The sequence below is a fragment of the Pseudomonas sp. Bout1 genome (genome assembly GCF_034314165.1).
Taxonomy (GTDB): domain Bacteria; phylum Pseudomonadota; class Gammaproteobacteria; order Pseudomonadales; family Pseudomonadaceae; genus Aquipseudomonas.
The window spans coordinates 2,430,047-2,449,132 of the sequence record NZ_JAVIWK010000001.1; the positions used below are offsets into that span (position 1 = coordinate 2,430,047).

Annotated in this window: 13 protein-coding genes; 5 read left to right on the plus strand and 8 right to left on the minus strand. The window is 55.1% G+C overall.

Annotated features, from left to right (window positions below):
* Nucleotides 1-44: 44 nt before the first annotated feature.
* From RGV33_RS11205 to RGV33_RS11215, 3 genes are all read left to right on the plus strand, one after another.
* Nucleotides 45-1,207, plus strand: a protein-coding gene (locus tag RGV33_RS11205) for an IS3 family transposase (RefSeq protein ID WP_087148787.1) whose coding sequence is annotated in 2 segments (ribosomal slippage) — nt 45-300 and nt 300-1,207 — 1,164 coding nt in all. Because the reading frame shifts where the segments join, the coding sequence is not laid out codon by codon here.
* A gap of 31 nt (nt 1,208-1,238) precedes the next feature.
* The gene (locus RGV33_RS11210) at nt 1,239-5,291 is read left to right on the plus strand and encodes a hypothetical protein (RefSeq protein ID WP_322144316.1); all 4,053 of its coding nucleotides are present in this window, start codon (nt 1,239-1,241) and stop codon (nt 5,289-5,291) included.
* Between the two features lie 245 nt (nt 5,292-5,536).
* The gene (locus RGV33_RS11215) at nt 5,537-5,710 is read left to right on the plus strand and encodes a hypothetical protein (protein ID WP_191625278.1); all 174 of its coding nucleotides are present in this window, start codon (nt 5,537-5,539) and stop codon (nt 5,708-5,710) included.
* A 515-nt stretch (nt 5,711-6,225) separates the two neighbouring features.
* Here the strand turns inward: RGV33_RS11215 and RGV33_RS11220 are convergent.
* From RGV33_RS11220 to mobH, 4 genes are all read right to left on the minus strand, one after another.
* Complete coding sequence (locus RGV33_RS11220) at nt 6,226-8,982, minus strand: AAA family ATPase (protein WP_322144317.1); 2,757 nt, start codon at nt 8,980-8,982, stop codon at nt 6,226-6,228.
* The gene (locus tag RGV33_RS11225) at nt 8,975-9,544 is read right to left on the minus strand and encodes an ABC-three component system middle component 1 (protein WP_322144318.1); all 570 of its coding nucleotides are present in this window, start codon (nt 9,542-9,544) and stop codon (nt 8,975-8,977) included. The genes RGV33_RS11220 and RGV33_RS11225 overlap by 8 nt, the downstream gene beginning before the upstream one ends.
* A complete protein-coding gene (locus RGV33_RS11230) occupies nt 9,534-11,942 on the minus strand; it encodes an ABC-three component system protein (RefSeq protein WP_322144319.1) in 2,409 nt (802 codons plus the stop codon). Before RGV33_RS11230 ends, RGV33_RS11225 begins: the two co-directional genes overlap by 11 nt.
* A gap of 745 nt (nt 11,943-12,687) precedes the next feature.
* Nucleotides 12,688-14,409, minus strand: a complete 1,722-nt coding sequence (gene mobH, locus RGV33_RS11235; protein WP_322144320.1) for a MobH family relaxase — start codon at nt 14,407-14,409, stop codon at nt 12,688-12,690.
* Between the two features lie 220 nt (nt 14,410-14,629).
* Between mobH and RGV33_RS11240 the strand changes: the two genes are divergently transcribed.
* Nucleotides 14,630-14,827, plus strand: a complete 198-nt coding sequence (locus tag RGV33_RS11240; RefSeq protein ID WP_014338715.1) for a hypothetical protein — start codon at nt 14,630-14,632, stop codon at nt 14,825-14,827.
* 130 nt (nt 14,828-14,957) lie between these two features.
* On the opposite strand, the gene RGV33_RS11245 is transcribed toward RGV33_RS11240, so the two are convergent.
* Together RGV33_RS11245 and RGV33_RS11250 are read right to left on the minus strand one after the other, a co-directional pair.
* Nucleotides 14,958-15,917, minus strand: coding sequence for an ArdC family protein (locus RGV33_RS11245; RefSeq protein ID WP_322144321.1), 960 nt, complete (start codon nt 15,915-15,917; stop codon nt 14,958-14,960).
* A gap of 132 nt (nt 15,918-16,049) precedes the next feature.
* On the minus strand, nt 16,050-16,379 hold the full coding sequence (locus RGV33_RS11250; protein WP_016978896.1) for a hypothetical protein: 330 nt from the start codon (nt 16,377-16,379) through the stop codon (nt 16,050-16,052).
* 456 nt (nt 16,380-16,835) lie between these two features.
* On the opposite strand from RGV33_RS11250, the gene RGV33_RS11255 reads away from it, so the two are divergent.
* Nucleotides 16,836-17,234 carry a DUF3742 family protein gene (locus tag RGV33_RS11255; RefSeq protein ID WP_020300919.1) on the plus strand — a complete coding sequence of 133 codons (399 nt, stop codon included), beginning with the start codon at nt 16,836-16,838 and terminating at the stop codon, nt 17,232-17,234.
* Here the strand turns inward: RGV33_RS11255 and RGV33_RS11260 are convergent.
* Together RGV33_RS11260 and RGV33_RS11265 are read right to left on the minus strand one after the other, a co-directional pair.
* Entirely contained in the window at nt 17,223-18,764 is a 1,542-nt protein-coding gene (locus RGV33_RS11260; RefSeq protein ID WP_273199317.1) for a conjugal transfer protein TraG N-terminal domain-containing protein, read from the minus strand. The two genes, RGV33_RS11255 and RGV33_RS11260, sit on opposite strands and share 12 nt — an antisense overlap.
* 10 nt (nt 18,765-18,774) lie before the next feature.
* A complete protein-coding gene (locus RGV33_RS11265; protein WP_020300917.1) occupies nt 18,775-19,083 on the minus strand; it encodes a hypothetical protein in 309 nt (102 codons plus the stop codon).
* Nucleotides 19,084-19,086: the final 3 nt, after the last annotated feature.

Here is a 19,086-nt window from a genome sequence, read left to right on the forward strand (position 1 = left end):
GGACACTCATTTAGGCGAGAATGCTCGCCATATCGAGGTGTCAGATGACCAAGCAACGTCGTGTCTTTTCCGCTGAATTCAAACGCGAGGCTGCTGACCTCGTACTCAAACAAAATTACAGCTGCATCGAAGCCAGTCGTTCACTCGGCATTGGCGAGTCGGCCCTGCGCCGTTGGGTCAGTCAGCTTCTGCAGGAACGCACAGGCGTCACCCCGCAGAGCAAGGCGCTCACCCCAGAGCAGCAAAAGATCCAGGAACTGGAAGCCCGAATCGCCCGTCTTGAACGAGAGAAATCGATATTAAAAAAGGCTACCGCGCTCTTGATGTCGGAAGATCTCGAGCGTTCGCACTGATCCATCAGCTAAGCGCCCATGAACCTGTTGACTGCTTGTGCGAGGTGTTCGAAATCACCCGTTCGACTTACTACGCCCATCACCTCAGGCGGCGTTCTCCGGGCGTTGAGAGAATTCGATTACGCAGTCGAGTCAACGAACTGTTCACCCAGAGCCGAAACGCTGCTGGCAGCCGAAGTATCGTGTCGATGATGCAGGATGATGGCGAGCAGATCGGGCGTTTCAAGGTGCGAGGCTTGATGCGGGAACTGGGGTTGATCAGCAAGCAGCCTGGCTCGCATGCCTACAAAAAAGCAACGGTCGAGCGGCCTGACATTCCAAATACACTGAATCGTAAATTCGATGTTCCCGAGCCAAACAAGGTTTGGTGCGGTGACATCACCTACATCTGGGCGCAAGGGAAATGGCACTACCTGGCCGTGGTTATGGATCTCTATGCTCGCCGGATAGTGGGCTGGGCGTTATCAGGAAACCCGGATGCTGACTTGGTCACCAAAGCACTGGATATGGCCTATGAGCAACGCGGGAAGCCTCAAGGGCTGCTGTTTCATTCGGATCAGGGATCGCAATATGGAAGTCGCCACTTCCGTCAGCGTCTGTGGCGGTACCGCATCAGCCAGAGCATGAGTCGCCGGGGCAATTGCTACGACAACTCGCCGATGGAGCGAGTATTTCGCAGCTTGAAAACCGAGTGGATACCTTCAGTGGGTTATATGTCGGTTCAGCAGGCACAACGAGACATCAGTCATTATTTGATGCATCGCTACAACTGGATACGGCCTCATCAATTTAATGGCGGGCTAACGCCGGCTCAGGCCGAGAAAAAACTTAACGTCGTGTCCGGGATTAGTTGACCACTACAGACAAAGCGCTCGGTGTTCGACGATGTCGACAAATAATAGTCGAGACATCAAGCAATCGCACTCCGACGCGTCGGACACATCCTTCTCCGAAAGCGCGGAAGCGAGACGTCCCCTGCGGGGCGCGGCCGCCGCTCAAGCCGGCTTCGACTATCAGCTCGACGTCTCGATCCTCGCAGCCCTGCAACTCCTCCTCATTTCCAAAGCGGCTACGCGCCTGGTGCTGGAACCGGCAAACGAGGAAGATCTGGAGGCGGATCTGGAGCCCGACGTGCCAGGACGCGTACAACCCAGTGCGACTGTCTCTGGCGGATATAAGCTTATCATCCAAATCAAAATGGACAACGGCGAGCCCTGGTCGGTCGAAGATTTCGAGGATCTGCTCAAGCACGGTTCCGACAAAAAAGGTGGGCGCCGAAAAGCACTGCATCATCTCGACGATCTGAACACCCGCTATCTGCTCGTGACCAATGCCGACATCAAGGGTGTCGCGCGTAACCTGCTGGTCGAAGGCTTCGAAGAGGTATCCGACAAGGTAAGCTTCCCTCCGAGCCTTCATGCCACACTGAAAGCTTCGCCCGAAGGCCGCGTCGCGATCTGGGGTAAGCTCACCGAAAAGCAGCTGGCATCCGATATCCGGGAACTGATGTCGGACCTGCTGCATGTCCCGAAGGTCGAGCAGCCAAATCTGCTTGCTAAGCTGCGTCTCGAAGCCAAGCGGAGGACCCGAGGCAGCACGCCTGGTCTATGGACGAGCGACGATCTTCTCGCGACGGTAAGGACGCACGGCGGGTTCCTGGCCAGCTCTGCCAGCCTCGAGCATTTCGTGGCGCCTGCGAACTTCGACGAGATGCTCAGAATCCTAAACGACAAGAATGCAGTCGTGATTATGGGCCCTTCAGGTACGGGCAAGACGCAAGCGGCGCTCAAGCTATGCGATATCGCGCGACGGCGCGATGGTGCGCTGGAAGTCGTTACCATCGGCGCGGACGATTCGCCGACCAGCGCGCGTAAGGTCGTTAACAACGGATCGACACTCTTCTATGTCGATGACCCGTGGGGCCAATTTAGCCTTCGCGGGGGCAGCGAAGCATGGACCGAGCAGCTACCGCGCCTGCTCGCCAAGGCCACACCAGATCACCAGTTCGTCATCACGTCCCGCAGCGACATGATGCAGAGCGCCAAGGTCGGGGTGAGTCTCAACACCTGGTCAGTCGAGTTGGATGCCGGCCAGTATCGGGATGGTCAACTCCGTGACATTCATGACAATCGCATGGATCAGCTACCGGCCGCTCTGCAAACCACGGCGTACGCGTTTCGCAATCAAGTGCTAGACAAGCTTGGGACGCCGCTCGAGATAGAGCTGTATTTCGCCCACATGCAAACCGGCCCCGATGCCGGGGAAGAAGACCATATCTTCTTTCGCCGGTTGCTCGAGTTGGCGCAGCGCGATGCGGTGGAAGGTGTCGTTGTCAGAGCTCTATCATCCATCGATACTTGCGGAACCTCAGCCATCGTTTGGGCGCTGCTGGCGGCGCGTGGCCAGTTCGACCGCGGCCAACTTCACGCTCTTCAACGCGCCCTACGTGGACTTGATCGAGCGCTAGGCGATGGCTTGGATCGCCTCGTAGACCGTATGGTCGCGGCCCGCCATCTGCGGCAGCCGGCCCGCACGATCGCCTTCGCCCATCCGAGCGTCCGCCAAGGCTTTGAGGCCTTCGCAAGGGGCAACTGGGGGCAGAGCGAGTTTGCGATCGAGACCCTGATCGCCGCGCTCGTTCAGCTGCCGTCAACGCATCGCAACTGGGGCATGGAAACGGCAGCACGAGTTTATGAAGTTGCTCGCACGTTCCCTTGCCGACAGGACATTGACCAAACCTTCGCAATTGACTCCGACAGCCAAGAAGCGATCGATGCCTGGCTGGATGAAAGCCTCCTGGACCCCGGCTCCAAGTTCGCACCATCGCTGGAGCTAGCGTCCGAGGTAGGTAGTGATGCCTCGATACCAAGTCGCGTGGCGCGATGGCTGTTGAAAGGCACACAGCGGGGGGCTTCCTTCTTCACTCGTAACTGGCAGCCGCCGATCTTTGACGATGCCTGGTACGACACTGTGTCCGCGAGCCCCATCGCGGCCAAAGTCGCCGCCCGATTTATTCGTGAGGAGCTTGGCTTCGACCGAGGGGACTACGGAGCGGATTTCGCTAAGCGGCTCGATCGCTTCGCCCCCAACCTGACCACCGCCTATCTCGACGCCGCGCACGAGATGGTCGGCCACGGCTTCGAGCTTAACGCTAACGCTGTCGCGGCCGGCGCCGTGCGTGATCTAGCGGGATTCGAGAGGATAGTGCAGGCTGCGTTGGACGACTGTGCGAGCATCCACCGTCAATACGCTAAGAGAGGCCGAGAGGAATGGCGTGCAATTGAGGATGGCGAACGTGACCATGCTGCTGAAGAGGCCGCGCAGTCGAACCATGAAGGCGACGGTTACACATCCGGTGTCTTCATCGATGCCTACATCCGCCAACTTCGCGTAGAGGGTCGCTGGCTGGTCCTTGCCAACCATCCGCGCGTAGCGGAATTGGTCCGTGCCTGGGCGCAGGCGCTCTCAGCCTCCCGCGGACCGGTGGGTGAAGGCGAGCTTCGAGCCATTCTTGTAGCGGGCAATGGTATGGATGAGGAGTCAAATGTTTGGGCGGCAGCGCGAGAGCACTGGCGCGAAGCGCTGGAGCCTACGCTTACGGCGCGGATTAGCTCAGTCCCCTCCGAAGTGGATCTGCGTGACGAGCTTGCGCTCACAGCTTTGAAAGTCGCACCAAATTCCTTGGTCGCCGCATTCCAGGTGAATAGCGGACAGCCTGATCGACAAGTCACCCTGCTAACTGCCATGCAGCGCGCCTGTCGGCAACTCGGAAAAGACAGCCACGCAGCCACACTAACTCTGATTACAGACGTGCTTCCAAGGGAACTTAAGGAAATCTACAAAGCGCTCCCGACTAGGAAGCGGAAAGCTCGCAAGGTCAACGGTCAGACGCTCTTATTCCTGACGGCTTGTGCCTCGCAACTCGATGCGGATGCGCTCGACCTTGTCGTGCCGGTCATCATCGCAAGCAGTGGCGATGCCTCGCCAGCGATCATCCAGTGGCTGACCATTGCCAGCCGTACAGAGCATGCTGTCAGTGCGACCGAGGCGGCGATTGCGATTGGCGATACCGTCCTTGTTGAGGCTGCGCTTCGCCACCAGCGCGCCGATGCGCGCCGTACGGCGCTGTTTCATCTGGCGCCGACATTCCCGGACCCCTTGCCGCCTACGATCCTCGCAATGGCATCCGATCCTGGAAGCCGCGTTCGCCGCGCCCTAGTCGCCCTGCTTGCAGAACGGCCACACCCGGATCACCTCAAAACGCTGTTGTTTCTGATACATGACACTTGGTCGAGCGCCGAACCGCACTACGATGAGCCCGAGAGCTTTGATATTGCGCAAGAGTCGGTCGTTGCCCTTGCAGTGAACGGTCCCTTATCCGATGCAATCGGCAATACTCTGCTCGATCTTGCCGCTACAACGGTCGACCGCGCGCTTAGCCGAAATGCCCTGATCGTCGCAGCGAATTGCTGCAGTGCAAGAATCCAGCAGAAAATATCGAACCTCGTCAATATTCCGGAAGCCCGTTGGATACGCCTCGACGCCATTGACGCCCTGGCCGACGCCGATTCCGTAGACCCTAGCATTGTCGCGCATCTGACATCCGCGTTTCTACTGAGTACGCCGCCAATCCTTGCCGCGTCAGCGGCTCATCTCGTCGGCACCCATGCTTCCGCGGAAAATGCCCTTAAACTCTTTGCGCGGGTCGCCAACTCGAACAAGCGACGCGCTCTGCTGTTGGTTGGCGCCAACGCTATGGCCAGGCGTGATCGTACGACTGCCGATCGAATCCTCGATCTGCTTGAACCGGATCATCCCGGACGTCAATTGTTGATGGCTTCCGAACCTCTTTCAGCCTCTATTCTCGACGATCTCGGCAAAGTCCAGTTGAGAGAAGCCGTCCGAAAGCGGCTTGGAGATCGCATTGTCGTTCCTTGACCATCGCAGAGAACGGGCAAGCACAAGCCCGCTAGCTGATCGCCCACCTGAAGTCTGAATCGCCCCGGGTTTCGTAGACACCTTCATAAGCGGGCTTGTGTGCTAGCAAGTCCAATTGCTGAGGATTACTCAAGAGGAGGTAGCCAGATTGGTTTCATCCCCAGTCTCCGAATCGCTCAGCGCCGCCGCTCGTTCCCGTTGAGCACATGGCACGGCCTGCATACTGCATGGAGGATTGCAGTCTGATGAGCCTCATCGATGAGCTGCAAAGCAGCGTGTCCTGGCGGAAGAGAGAATGGCTCTTTGTCCAGCCAGTCAAAGCGAGAAAATATCTCCTCGACCTGGGAGAAGCTGAGCGTTTGAATAATCTGAGTGACCATAACGTTGAACTCGGGAAGAACGTGGTCAACTTCCGTTGACGGGTGGTTCCCGCACCGTTCGCATATTGGATGCATCGCCCTATAGCTCGAAATTATAGGGTGCGCAGCATCCCGGAGTGCGCGATCCAACCAGGCCATTTCGTCTCGAGGTTCAATGCATTGCGTCCATGAAACCCCGTGCCAGCCATGGTCTGGAAAGTAGCCTTGGAAATCGTAAGCCGCTCCGGGCCGGTGTAGTTTTCGAAAGAGACTTGGGCGAAGGCTTTGCGCCGCACAGTGGTAATGCTTCTGGAGTATGAGGTCGGCAATGAGGGCGGACTCAAATTCCTGTCCGAAATCAACTGCTGCGATTTCCTCCCGAATCACCCCCTTCAGCCGGGTTTTCGTCATTCCTCGAAAGAACTCTTTGCCTCGGCCCATTTTTGATTTCCTGGAGTTACGCTTGTCAGGCTAACCATGTGGTTTCATTTTTTTGACGGGTGGGATCAGCTTTGACCTCTGAGTCGGGAGATGTTTAATCTCCCGGCCCAGTGGTTTCTCCCATTACTAGAGAGCTACGCCGCTGTATCGGTTGGAACCCCATTCACTGACGCTTTTACGCCCGTTCGCGGGTTTCCTTCCAGATAGATTGTGTTCAATAGCTGCTTATCCGAAACGCTCGAAAATTTCTGCATCAAGTGTCGGGCTAAACTGTCGCTTGCGGTAGTGAGGATCAAATTCATGTTTGGCATTGATGTCGCAGCGAGCCTGAAAATATCCAGCATGGCCACGCGGTTCAGGTCATCCAGGTGAGCGATCGGTTCATCTAACAGGAAACTGCCGCCGGTACTTTTTGCTCTGGCAAGGTATAGCGATAGCGCGAGGTCTTGCCGCTGTCCTTGGCTCAATTTTTCTTGAGCTTCCAACGGTGTGTCGTGACCCTCAGCGAGTACCATCCAGTTCAAATCGTCCCCAGAGACACTCAGCTTGTGATACACCTCGTTTGCGTGCATCCGAGAGAACAGTTCAGTTGCCGGGCCCAAGAGGGGGGATAGGCTAGAAACGGTCGCGTCTCGAACATGATTGCTGTACAGGCCGATCGCGCTGTCTGCCGCTGTTATGTGGCTTTGGCCTGCCTGGAGCTTCTCTGTCACCATCTGTTTTTCTTTCAGTAGGCTCATCAATCTTTCAGAGTCCTCATCGACACTCAGGAAAATTTTGCATTCGCTAATCTCAATCTCATAGCCTTTCGCCCTCGCGAGTTCTTCGTCCACGCGTGTTTGTGTGGCGGAGTGCAATTCCACGGAGATTGGGAGACCACTGTTGACTTCGTTCCACTGGCTTTGGAAACGATTCACTATTTGGGAGGCCGCCGCAATCCTGGCATTGACCTGGTGAGATTCTTGGGTTTTGGCTTGAATATTTTGGAGCTTCTCATTCACGGAGCGGGTTAGAGTCGGCTGCTCTGCATTATCCGACCTAAGTTGTTGCTCAAAATGCTGGGTATAACCGATCAGCGCCTGTCGCGCAGCGGATACCCCATCTCTTGCGTTGGTAGGGGACGGCAACTGGAAGAACTCATCAATGCTTGGCATGGCTTCAGCGATTGTTTTTGTGTCGATCGCGATTTTGATGCGGGTGAGTAGGTATTCAAAACTGCTGATGTCAGAAGCTGAAAACTCAGCTTTGTTCATGGTAGCTAGATAGTTTGTTTTTTCGTCAAATGACTTCAATTTATCGTTTGCAGACTTAAGCTGGCCAGAATAATTCTCAGCTGAAGATTGCTGTTGGCTGGCGGTTTGTAATGATAAGTTCCAGAGCTTCTCGGTCGACTGAGCAGTATCCAGTTTGGTTTTTGCCGCCTGCAGCTCCGGTGTCGTAGCAGCGTAAGTGAGACGCTGGCGCAATGCGTCAGCTGATTTCCAGTCATGGCTGCATAGGGGGCAATGACCACTCGTGAGGGAGTTCACCGCTTCATGTCCGAGAGCTCTCAGACGCTCTATCACGTTCGATAAAGCGTCGAATTCGGCTTGAGCTTTAATTCTCGCTTGCTTCGCCTCATCTGCCGATTTTGATATCTGAACGAAATTTGCTGGGGGTAAGACAGGGCTGCCCAGCAGATCTTCTTTTCGTTGTAGGAGATCCAACAGGGTGTTCTTGTTGCTGATCAAGTACTCAATGGCATTCCGCCATCGCTGTTGCCGGTCTGCATCCCAGCCATATTCAACGAAGCTTTGCTGCAAACGTTCGAAGGATATATCGGGTTGAGGGAACTGCTGGATGAAGACCGGATTCGCAATGATGGCGTCCCAGCGATCGAGAATCTCAGTATTTTTTCGTGCCCAGTCAATACTGATCTTGGCTTGGCCCATTCGTGTATTGAGGGCAGAGAGCTGCTCAGCTAGCTGGCGGTGCTCATTGTTCAATTTCGTGGTGGCCTCGGTAATCTCTCCGAGCAAATCCCGGTTAATCCCGAGCTGCTGAAGACCTGATTCGTATTCCGCCCATCCCTCCAGTAACAAACTCAATATGTTCTTCTGGTGCTTAGCTGTCTGCAGCAGCCGGGCCACCTTCATTTGAACATTTTTGAAATCTTTTAGAAGGTTTCCTGCTAACTGAGTGCCTGGAAATCCTGCTAGCACCTCGTTCAGCTTGAGAGAGACTTGGTCGTGCCCATGTTGGCTTTCAGAAAGCCTTGCTTCAAGTGCATCAATTTCGGTCGAAAGCCCCTGCAGTTTTGTCTCCAGACCCTGAGTTTTGGGCAGCTCAGTCCGGTATTCCTTCAAATTGCTGAGTGTGCTCGCAAGGTGGCCCAGCCCCAATATGTCCGCAAATATCTGCTGTCGGAGCGCCGACTCGCTGTTATCTACCAGAAGGGCAAGGGAGTTTGCGTATAGCCACCTGCAGTTGCGTAGCCAGTCACGGCGTGCTTTGGTCGTGGCTTGGGCGCTACCACCCGAAATGGAGGCTGGGGTGAGCATCTCCAGCAGATTAGCGTCTTTGATGGGTTTCTTTTTGCGATCACCCTGTTTTTTGATCCAAGCTTTACCCTTGATCCGTTCTAGTTGATAACGTTCGCTGTTGATCTCACATTCAGCGCTGACAAATGTGTCGCCAGATCCCCAATGGCACGAAAAATCAGTGGTAGTTGGAAGATCGTTCACTTTATTCGTTAGCAACCATTCCAATGCATAGCATATGGTGCTTTTACCGGTGCCGTTGGCTGCGTGAATGATCGTCAGCGGTGCGTTTAGTGGGATTCGTAGAACATCTCGCACGCCTCGAAAATTCTGGATCTCTACCGAAATGAATTTGATAGGTAAGTTATTCATTCAAATCCCACTTCTTTCCATGATTGCGTGCGAGTTCCTTTCCTTTTGACGTTGATAGGGATGCCAGGAGGTCAGCCATCTCTTCATTTTCAGGCACGAACTGCGAGTAGTCAGCCTGTTCATACGGCCCTGCCAATCCAAGCGGGGTGATACGTTGGCACCGTTGCCAGCCGTCGGCGTCCTTGTACACGACGTGCTTCCTGACGAACCTCGTATCTTTCTCGACGTCATTAATGAATTGCTTGAGCTCTTCATTCGATTGCGCCAGCGCTAAAACCAGGTAGCCATCCACCACTGAACCCTTTTTTTCCAGTCGTAGGAGTCCGGCGTCGAGAAACGCTTCAGCATGCTTCGTTTCTCTCCAGGCTTCCTCTGCGGTAGCGCCGTCGATGTGTACAAGCAGCACTGATGCAAAAGTGGTCGACCAATACTTCACCTGAGTCGTAGGGGGAGGGCCCGGCCAGTGAGGGTCGCCTGCAAACGCCAAAACACCGTTCTCGGGGGATGTGAAGCCGGCCTGGGTTGCTCGCTCATCCAAGAGCGTAATCAGGTCACTGAGCATCTAGTGTTTTCCTGCGAGTAGATATGTCGTCCATAAAATCTTCAGCGGGAATGGCCTTTGCCTTGTCGTACATCGACTCGATCCCGTCGAGAGCGAAGAAGTACACCTTATTCACCATTGCAATATCGGTGATGGAATCTTTTCTGTGCGGTGGGTCTGAGATGTCGAAGCGCTCTCGACTGGTTTCCTCATCATCGGTGGATTCTCCGGGCTTTGTATCTTCAACACGACCAATTCCGTTCGCGAACACGACGAGTAGTGGATGGTTGGCAGTACCTCTGGCCCATCGATAGAGATCGTTTGCCATATCCCTCACGCCGAAGTCGTCATTTGCCCACGCAAGCACGTTGTACTCACCTTCAGCGTTGCTGAATTGGAGGTGGCCTTTCGTGCCTGGTTCTGTGATCCAAACAGAATCTTTGTGAGACTTGAGGTAGCTCAGCGCTTTCACCGCTCTCATTACATATTTTCCGGAGGAAGCCATTTCTTCTAACGTAAAATCGTTATCTGGCTTCACTCCGTACCTGGTTTGATATGTAAAGCCCTGCGAGTCTTTAATGCTTCCTGCTTGCACGAGTGTATTAAGTCGCTGGAATTCTTCCTTTACCAAGTCAAGATAATAGGCGTCCGGCGGGTGACGGTCGAAGAGTTCGTGGAACTCGAGTGCAGCTGGTTCCAAGTCATCTTGGACTACACCACCTTGCAGTCTAAGGCCCTTCACACGCTCCAGAGACCCATTAGCATCCCATGTCAGTGTGAGCATCATTCCACCACTGGTGCTTCTGCGCATGACACGGCTTGGAGGCTGTATTCCAGGTAGGCTTGAGCGGGTACTTTGCGCTCGGTCTGCGGCTGGAAATATCCCGGTTGCGCTGTGAATTTTCATCGAACAATTTCGCAGCTGCCCGCTGTTGGCGGCCGCAACCACAACCGAAGAGGTCAACCGTCTTGCGTAGTAGTCCGGCAGAGATTTCGCGATACCCTTGAGGTCTGTGATGTGCTGAGAGGTCAAGATTAGATTGTGCCGGCGTTGCCGATCATCAGCTTGGCTCGCGATGATTCTCCGCAGTTGAGAGTTTTTATTCTGGAGTGAATTAGTGAAATCATTTCCCAAGGTAGGCCAGACGATAAGATCCTTGAAAGCAAGCCTCAGAGAAATGTTACCTCGATCAAAGTCAGGGTTATTGGGTTCGTTTTCCACCAGAACATAGCAGTTGATTAGCCCTTCAGCAGGGTCGGTTACCCAGCACCATCCCGCCCTGAATTTTTGAGCGGGTGCCGGCTTCCAAGAAGGGTCAATGGAGGACATTCCATCGGTCGCTGTCCAGCCGATCAGCATAGCCCCGGTGACCTCTCCGCATCCGACTACTAATACGAGAGGATTTGGGTAGGCTTCTACTAGCGCATTTATGTCACTCCATTGTCCAGGAGCAGCGCCTGCAGAACCTGCCGCGAGCACTACGGGGCGGTTACCAAAACTTTGCTCGAACATCCCCACTTCTGGAGCAAGCATGGCCTGTAGAAAAGGAATTAAATCCTTACCTTGGATAAGTCCAATATTGAGTTGATCGCCCTCACGCAGCTCCCGATCAATGTATTCTGTACGGATCTTTTTTAGGTAAGGCTCGTCAGCCCCTGAAAGTGCCCCACCTTGAGATACTAGGTAGTCGCGAATGCTTTCGATGATCGCAGTACTGTCCGATTCGAGTTGGAAGTAGGTACGTTTTACTATTGAGTGTTTAGCCACCAGGCTTGAAAGGCTGTCTTTTTTCAACACCCTAGTCTGCAAATGAGGTATCCACTGCCAGACAATATTGCATAGCTGGGGTTTTGTTAGGTTTTTGAGAAAAGGGTGTTTTTTTAGAGTTTCTGATTTAGTACGCACGGTGCCGCATTTCGTCTGAAAAGTCGCACGCAAATCATCGAAGCGCGCTTGACCTGTTCCTTGCATAAATTCAAAAAGCTTGGCGCTGACACCGTCTGCTACTGCTACGTAATATCTAAAGGCAGTTCCTGGCGTAGAGGAGATTTGTGGTCTGATGTGAGCGTATAGAAAGAATTTACAGATCTCATAAATAAGCGCATCGAGCTCAAGAGTTTTCTTCAAGCGCTTACACTGAATTACTCCAACGGGACTGCCTTCGTTGAACAAGATGACGTCTCGTCCTTGGTCGGCCCCGTCATTCAAGCGACTGACGGTGTCGTACCAGTCCTCAGAGTCAGCTTGCAGCTCTGCGCGAAAGACATCTGCGACCAAAAGCTCAAAATGAGCATCTCCCATTCGTTCGAAAGGTAGTTGGCCAGAATCGAGGGCGAAGAGCTCGGGAGCTTGAGTTCTATCCTCTCGAACCTCTGCTTCGTCCTCTGAGGTGATGAATGACACTGCGTCTTCAGCCAATTTTTGCTCCTAGCATTGAGAGACTGACATTGTGCGGAAAGCGTACTTTCTTGGCGGACGAGAGGCCTGAGGACTATTTCGCGAAGCGCGGAGCCTAGGATCCATCCGTGGTTAGAAAAGGCGCGTAGCTCCGAAGCGCTCCGAGAACGGAGCGGGGCAATGCCAAGCTGCCATCATCATAAGCCGTGCGGGGATGAGTAGCTAGAATGTCCAGACGAAGAGGGCGTGGCCAACATTGCTACGCTTCAATTGGCGACGTTCGGACTTTACCGTAGCAGGACTTATCTTCCACTACCCACTGCGTAACGCTTTCTAGTGCTAGCCGACCCGAGGTGGTGATCGAGTGACGTTAGGTACTGCTCGACAAGCATCGGAAATGTTGAGCAGTAAGGTTTCGGGGGAGGGCGCTGTTAGCAAGGCACGCTTTCTGTAAGCGAACGGCAAACATGCCTATCGAAATTCAGAGGCTCATCACAGCCGCTCTCCGGGTTGGACAAGTGTTCAAGGTGAATGGCAGCAGTGTCGGTTTCGCTACAGCCAGGGGCATGAGCGGTTGCGGTGCTTGACGACTCGGGGGATGTGAGAGTTCGAAAGCAGGTACAGTTGTGGCTAAAGGATCGAATTGAAAAACGTATGAGGCCACAAAGACCGTTATTGATCGTGATAGGACTGAGTGGAGTGGACAAGGCTGGCAAGTACTCGCGATACAGAACGTCGTAGGGATCCAATAGGCTGCTATGGAAATTTAAGCATTGACGATTTTAAGAAAAGGATTGTCGGCAGGCACAATGTTGAACAACAACGCCGGAGTCTCGAGCAAATAACCTTTGAGATTTGCTTTCTTCCGAGGACCTTCGACCTGACAGATCCATATGTTCAAGCCATCGTCACGTTTTCTGTGGGCCTTCAGTTTCTCAAACTGCTTCTGCACCCAACGCCATTCTTCGATCTCTTGACAGGCGCCCTGAGAGATACCAGGAAACTCCTGCGCATAGCGTTGAAAGAGGCCAGGTGTTACCAGAAATACGCGGCCACCCACCGTGTGGATTTTCGCTTTGCTGTCATTGATGATCAGCTTGTGGCTCTGGATGCCTTCCCTGACCCAATTCAGGAAAACCTGACCAGGGTTGTCCGACGAGGGATTTGAAATTTCGAGAGCGCTTTCTGACGGTGCATCACGGGCCTCGGGTTCTATCATTTCGAACATATCCAGCAACGTTCCTAAGTAGTCAGCATCTTCCATAGCCAGTGGATCGGGCTGCGATTGGCTTTGAGTTGACCTTGTACTGACTGCCTTCGGCGGTGGTGATACCGGAGCGTCAGTCGGGAGGTCATCGACTGCCACGCTCACCGTTCCGCTGAAAGCCTCAGGCCGGTTTTCGTTCCCCCAGATCAACGCCGGTTGAAGGCGCAAAAAGGTAAAGGTCTGCTGCCAGTCCCTCTGCGCGACAAGAGCGGTCCAGATGGCTTTGCCTTTTGGAGTCGACTCGACCAGCCCATGCGACTGCAGTTCGTCGAACACCGCGATGTTGGACGTGGGGATGCCCTCAATCGACTGCGACAGCAGATAGGCTCGCAGTTTGTCCGTGACTGTCTTGCTGACCAGCCAGAGTGCGTCTTGTGTCAGCCATCCCGCGGCACCTGGCTGGTTGAGTTTCAGTTCGTGCTGAACCAGATGACGCAACCCGCTGATCAGGTGGTACTGCAGTGAATGAGTGGGCGCTTGTAATGCCTTGCTTGGGTTGCCGCCGATGTTCTGTGCGGCGGAGACGCGGTCGGCTTGAATCACCAACTCTCCGAGCACGCCAGCACGTTCGTACTGACCGGCCAGGACATACAGAAGGCTGGCCCAGAGTTGAGGGAATCCACTGAGCCAGTCCAAGATCGGGCGGTCGAGAATCTGGGTGTAGAGTAAGCCGGCGGCGGCTCCGTGTAGGTGGTAGTCACGACCCTTGAGGTAACGAAAACGGTAGGGCTGATCCAGGGCACCCTGCCAAGGATGCCAAACACGGCCATCCTGGCGTTCGACCAGCAGGTCCACGGCGATCTTGCCGATGTCATGCAGCAGCGCGCCATAGGCGATGCCAGCGGACCACGCGTCGGTCTGGGCCGCCTGGTCTTCGGGCGCGGCGCCAGTGGGAAGCAGATACGACTGACGCAGTTTCAAACTGCAAGCGACCAGTTCCAGTCCATGGTCGAGCATGCCGCCGAGATACGCATGGTGGTGCGTCTCGCTGGCCGGGAGTTGCTGGACCTGTTCGGCGTAACGATGGATCGGATTTAAATAGAGCTGGATGAACTGTGCGTGGGAGAGGGCGGTGTACTGCCAGATGCGATCGAGCAACTGACGGCGGTGCTCCGCTGCTAACAAGCTGTGGGCCGACTCGATGGGCAGGTAACCTTCGGCGACGCTCACGGTCGGTGGCGGAGGGGGCTTCCGCCTTTTGTGGCGAAACAGACTGAACATCGTGACCTCCGGGAAGTGGCTGGGTCAGTGGCCTTTTAGCCTTTTCGGATAGGGCTCTTACCCTTGACCCCCCATTCCTTTCCAACCTTTACCGTCCTTTTGGCGCGTGTCCCTTTGCGCGGCAATCGGAATATGGATACTGCTAGGCATCGTTTTGTTGGGGCTAGTACGGCAAAGACAAGAGTCGGTACACTGCGGTGCATATTTTTTGGGTCTTGCCATGAACCTCACTGACGCCACGCTCGTGCTGCTGCTCGCGGCACGTATCCATGGGACCGACGAAGCCGTCCGGGCCTCGGCGAAGAGCGTGGTCAAGAAGTTGCCGCGCAGTAAGCGTGATCTGATCTACAAGGTAATCGAAAGCCGAAGTCCGCTCGAGCTGGTGGATTTTCTGGCGCAGAACCTGGATGCGGAATGACAGGCTGCGGGTGTGCGCCCATCCCTGACCCTTTGCATCAGAGCCCCGCGGCATGGGTTTTTCTGGGCGCAGAAAAAAGGCCCTAACTCGCGTTGGGCCCTGTGAGGCGATTGCAGCGGTGAGGTAGCGATCAAACTCTATCGATCATGCATCGTGAGTCATCCATTACCATCTGCTTCAGTTGCTGCTCCAGGTTGAGCACATACTCCGACGCGCTGCGGGCGTGACCACTGGCGCGAAAGATCGCGCGTTTGTCAGCCTTGAGCAGGCCGAGCCAGGAGTCGATGTAGCCCTCGTGCCGCAGCTCCCCCTGTATACCGGCGTAGGCACATAAAAAAGCAGCGCCCATCTCGGCGATCAACTCCTCAAACGCGTAGCCTGGCGAGCCGAACGGACAGGCTGACGTCACGCCTTCGCGCTGCAACCGAGAGTGATGCCCGGTCCAGTGCGTCAGCTCATGAAGTGCCGTGGCGTAGTACCCGCCTTCATCGTGAAATTGTGCTTTTGTCGGCAGTTGGATGAGATCCCTGATCGGGTGGTAAAAGGCTTCGTCGGCAGGCCGATGAACGATGCGTGCACCTGAACTTAACAGCAGATTTTCCGCAACGCTGTTGGGCTGGAAGGGATCACTCTGTTCCGTCTCGAGCAGGGTTTCATTGAGCATTTCGAGCCCCTCCGTTTGCTCGATGTTGAACAGAAAATGTGTCCTGAGAATGCCAAAATGAGCGACCTTAGGCTGACCGTTTTCATCGAGTACGGGTTGGCCTGACTCGGTCTGTTCCTCGCGCTCCATCGGCTTGTAGAGCACCGCCAGAGTGCTGTGCTCACCCTTACGGATGTGCCCATCGGTCTTTTTGGCTTGGTTGAAGGTCAGCCAACGATCTTGAGTGAACCCCTGCAACCTGGCCTCGGCCCAGAGCAGCGGTAAATTGATGCCCGAATACGGACGTCGCGTGATGGCGTTGATGGGGTAGGGTTGATGACTGATGTAAGCGGAGCCACTTGAGGACCAGGGTTTGATCCAGGGAGCAACGCCTTGGTCTAACGCGGTAACGATCTTGTCTGTCACGTCTTGGTAGATATCGCGCATGGCAATTTCCTCGAGAGAAAAACGGAGGAACGCCTTGCCCGTCGGGGGAGGGTTCCCCGGTTGGGTGATGGGTTGGATTGATGCAGGTCTTGCATGTCGTCCGAATGTGGAGGTGGGCGCCGCCCATTGCGCTTAGCGCTGGTGTTCTCCTGCAAGCGCTATCAGCAAGGCGGCAGGCTGACCCGGTTCTTGGAGTAGGCTCAGACTCAATTGCAGCAACGGGTCGTGGTGTAAGTGATCGGTTGGTTCAATGTGGATTACCTCGAACAGCACGTAGGGCTTGTGTGGATAGGCCAGGTGGGCTTCGAAGGCTGCGCGCAATACGTGGCTCAACCGATCGACCTGCAGCTTCTCAGCGTGATCGGATTGCTCGAGCAGTACTGCGCGTTGCCACGCGCCAGGGGTGAACACGATGGGCAACCGAAGGGTGTTCAGTGTTTGCGGTGTAAGTGAGTCGGGCATGGTATGTCTCCGTTGAATACGCGAAGAAACCTGCCCTGTGCGGGGAAAGATTTCCCCGCAGTGGGTTGAAGAAAATCAAGAGGGCTTATCTCACGAGCAGCGCTCGAAAGGCGCTCAGGAGAGCAGTAGGCGTTCATCACCGTAGCAACGGTCACCGTGCGAGCCACCGAACGCTAATCGCACTTGGGGAGAACCATCATCGAAGTGACGGAGCCTTGAAGGTTCTGGCTACCTGGGAAAGTGCTGTCGATAACAGCGATCCGTACCTTGTATTTAGCTGGACGATTTATCTGGGTCAATCACTGTAGATAGGCTTTTTCACGGGGCTTGTCTTCTGTCTTCCAGTGAAGATTTTTTCGGCTGGGCAAACTGATAAACGGTCAGGCACGGACAGTTTTCAGTAGTAGGCTGTCACTCCTGTCTCAACCATGAAAACGCTCAGAAGAGTGCGAGAGCATGCCGACTCAGCAACCTGTTCAGAATTCACGTGGCCACAGCTGGGCGTACGCATGTGGCACGTCGGTAAAGCGTGGTTATCGCAAATTGCAAGCGTTTGAGTCCCGCCTGGCTGAGCGTGCGGTGACGGCAGGTATGCCCGCAGGTAAATTACTTGTTCGCGGGAGCTTTCTGATTGCCAAACTGGCATTGATCGGAGGATTGCTCTTTGTCAGTGTTTGGCTGGTTACTTTTTTTGTGATGATGCTGGCTGTCATCACTTTGCTATGGTTCAGGGCTTTTGTTGGTTCCGATCATCAAGAGGAAAGTCCAGGGCCAGACTACCTAGGTGCTGATCTCTACATCGGTGACTTCGATGACAATGGGCATTATATAGGCGACAGCAAGTCATCTAATTGAACGTTTTGCAGCACCCAATATTTGATCCGTACCTTTGCTCGCTGAATCACTTGCGGCTTTGCTACCGTTCGCCAACATGCCTTGAATCCCGTTGCCGACTGAATAACCTGCCCAGCTCATGGCCCCTAGAAACAGCATTGGTAGCACGATGAACATCGCCCCCATCACATACTCGATCACCTGTGCCGTGACGGTTCCATCCATGAAGCCGGATGTGGGCAGCGATAACAGCACTTGATTGGAAGCCGAAACCTGGTTGTACAGCGTATCGAGCATGCTGGAGTCGACCCAGCGAGCGAGTTCCCACCAGAAGCTCAGCATGTGTAAGGTGAACAGCGCGAACGTCACGGTCATGACAGTTTTCAACTGGTAGGTACTGACCAGCAGGATCAGCGGCAAGCTGATGATGACGCCCATGATCAGGAACGCCTGCACCATCGGCAAGGCGGCGCGTAGTGCATTCATTGCCGGGAAGTTGCTGAAGGAACCGAGGGCCAGCCCGGTATTGGTGGCTAGGTTATTGAGCCCCTGATTGATCGAGCCGCCACGAGCGCTGGAACCATAGTCCTGGTACACCTGTCCGGGCGACATGGACATCGATTGCTGGCGCGGACTGACCAGTTCGCGCAGGGTGGCATCCTCGATGTCGTTGCTCGAGCGGCCAGTCAGCCAACCTTTCAGCTGAGTCAGCAGAGAGGGATCAACCTGCTGGATCAACTGCTCGCGCAAGCCAACACCGCTGTCGCTCCACCACTGCTTGCAAGTGGGGTAGCCCGCGGCACTCTCCAGCCGCGGCAAGGAAACATCGCGGCTTTCGTCATACGGCCAACTGATTCGCGGTGTGCGTGAACGATCCGTGTCGTAGTAGCCGGGCGTGTCGAGAAGATAGCTTGAGCCGATCCAGGACGCGTCGTGACTTTGTGCCTTGTCCAGTTGCGGGCGATTAGTAAACAACCGAGAACGGGAATAGCCATAACAGTCGCGGGTGAAGTCGGCGACTTCCTGCAGCAGTACCTGGCTGTTGATACGCGAGCTGTCGATCTCCATGCGCATCTGCCGAATATCCGGTGCGCAGGGAATGGAGGCGGTGGCTGCGGCGGTTACTCCTTTGCTCAAGGCATGCACTAGAAACCACCAGATCGGTACGTTGGCGGAGCGTTCGCCGATGGTATTGAAGGTTGTCCCCCAGGCGGTTTCCGCTGGCTTGGCCACACTTACGCCGCAGCGCTGACTTGCCGCATCATCGAACGTCATTGACGAGAGGCTCAACGGAAAGACCGGCGCGCAGCCGAACAATACGACGATGTAGGCCAGCCACAACCGGTTCTCGATCCGTGGCACCGAGAGCAATCCCTTGTTTCCCTCATCCGCGCCTTGCTGACGGGCTGACAGCCATTCCTGGAGGATGATCGCGCCAAAGGGCGCGGCGAACAGTCCGGTGTCGGACAGGACGCTCCAGAGTCCGTTGTTGATGATCCAGGCCAGCAGGGAGAGGTAAAACTCCAAGTAGCTGTTGGTGCTCATGAGCATGGTGGTGACCTCACAGTCGGGTGAGTTCGACGAAGGTAAAGAGCACGAGCCCTAATGCCCCGATGCGTTTCACGCGCAGTCGATCCTGTGGTCGATGTCGGTAGCGCCGAAGCAGATCCACCCACAGCGCGAAGAGGGCGCCGTAGAGCAGGGCACGCCACCACTGCAGATAGGGCCTTACGGATTCGAATGCCTGCTGCCAGACCTCGAAGCTGCCCAGCGCAGCGTGGCCGATCCATGCGACCAGTGCGGCGGTCAGGATCATCACTGCGGCAATCCCCAGACTCGAAAGCAAAGTGAATAGCGGTGAGCGTTTCATGGC